2 protein-coding genes and 1 pseudogene are annotated in these 1,649 nt (G+C 66.3%); all 3 read right to left on the bottom strand.

The window, feature by feature from the left end; translation table 11 throughout:
* Positions 1–76: 76 nt before the first annotated feature.
* Positions 77–364 (bottom strand): alpha/beta fold hydrolase, encoded by a 288-nt coding sequence (locus AB0383_RS50055; protein WP_366191714.1) that lies wholly within the window; start codon positions 362–364, stop codon positions 77–79.
* Positions 365–391: 27 nt separating this feature from the next.
* A complete protein-coding gene (locus tag AB0383_RS50050; protein ID WP_366191712.1) occupies positions 392–1,156 on the bottom strand; it encodes a flavin reductase family protein in 765 nt (254 codons plus the stop codon).
* A 25-nt stretch (positions 1,157–1,181) separates the two neighbouring features.
* Positions 1,182–1,529, bottom strand: a pseudogene (locus AB0383_RS50045) (nuclear transport factor 2 family protein); the annotation flags it as partial.
* Positions 1,530–1,649: the final 120 nt, after the last annotated feature.

Here is a 1,649-nt window from a genome sequence, read left to right as displayed (position 1 = left end):
GAACGAACGCTGCCACCCCTTCATCTGGACCAAAACCGCCGACGAGATCCTCAAGAAGTCCAACCGTCAGACCACTTCAAACACAGACCACTAGCTCGGCCACTTGCGCCCCCATGCTCTGCCCGATCACCACGCACGGTTTGCCGAGCGAGTCGACGACGGCACCGGCGTCCTCGGCCATCCGCTGCAGGGTGTACGGGCCCGGTGCGCCGGCGCGCCCGCCGACTCCGGCGGGTTCGAGCAGGGCGACGTCCAGGTCCGCTTCGGCGGCTAGGTCGGCGAAGGTGTGCCAGACCGTGGCGTCGTCTAGGAATCCGGGGTGTACGACGAGAGCCGCGGCGCCCTTACCTGTCCGGCGTGAGATGACGATCCTCCCGGGTCGCGCTTCAGGTCATGGCAATGCTCCTTCGTCGACGCTCACGGCTCCGGACGGCGACCACGAGCTGGTGGCGATGGGGGACCAGTCGTTGGGCCGGTGGTCGAGGCGCGCCATGCGCCGCCCCGAGCGCGCGGCGACGTGCTCTTCGCCGATCGGGGTCATGAACGCGTTCTCGACCAGCGTGTACTCCGCGGCGAGCCGCCCGACGGGCTGGAGAGCGCCCGTGTCGATCCGGCCTCTGTCCAGGTAGAGGTCGTCGCGCACGTGGAAGCGGACGATCTCGCCGAACACGACGTGGTCACCGACGTCACCTACGGACAGGCAGCGCTCCAGCACGCATTCGTACGCGATGGGCGCCCCGGCCACACGCGGTGGGCGGACCACCGCGCTCGGCTCCTTGCCCAGTCCAAGCGCCTCGAACTCGTCGACCTCGGGCGGGAACTCGGCGGCTGAACGGTGTGTCGCGTGCGCGTGGGGGAAGGTGACCAAGTTGGTCACAAACTCGCCGGTCTCCCTGATGTTGACCAGCGTGTCCTTGAGCGTGACGCCATCGGAGCGTGGCTGCAACGTCAGGGACACCATGGGCGGCTTGCGGCAGACCGCGGTGAAGAACGAGATCGGGGCGAGGTTGGCCACCCCGTCGGCGGATTGAGTGCTCACCCAGCCGATCGCGCGTGGCAGGATGCCGCCGATGAGCAGTTTGTAGGTCGCCACCTCGTCGAGGTCGGCAGCGTCGAGGATCACGGTCGGCGGGCTCCCGTCGTAGCCCCTGGACACGGATTTCCTTTGTGTGCCAAGCGGGTCACGAGATCGCCGCCCGGGGGTACTTGCGCGGCGCGTGGCCCTCGATCACGTCGCGGCCGCGTGCGGTGTCGGCGTAGAGGCGGCAGAAGAAGACCTTGCCGTCACGCACCTTGAAGAGGAACAGGTGCTCATTGCGCATCTGGATGCCGCGGGTGGACAACGCGTCTGTGCGGACCGGGACAATGATCGTGTCCCCGGCATCGATGATTTCGTGCGCTTCGTAGCGGAAGTACTCCCATTCCTTGCCGACTTCCTTCCAGTAAGCCACGAATTCGTCCCGCCCTGTGAAGACACCGCCGTAGGGCAAGGAATCCGACATCTCGAAGTGGAAGTCGTCGGCCAGTAGGGCGACTAGGGCCTGTCCTCAAAGGGGGTGTGGTGGTCTGCTTTGATCTTCGATCGTGGTGCGCAGGCATGAGTTGACCGATGAGCAGTGGCAGGTAGTCGAGCCGTTGCTGCCGGTGTC

Source organism: Amycolatopsis sp. NPDC051373, from assembly GCF_040689465.1.
In the GTDB taxonomy this organism is placed as follows: domain Bacteria; phylum Actinomycetota; class Actinomycetes; order Mycobacteriales; family Pseudonocardiaceae; genus Amycolatopsis.
Note: the sequence above shows the minus strand (reverse complement) of the source record. Positions and strands in the feature narration are given on the sequence as shown.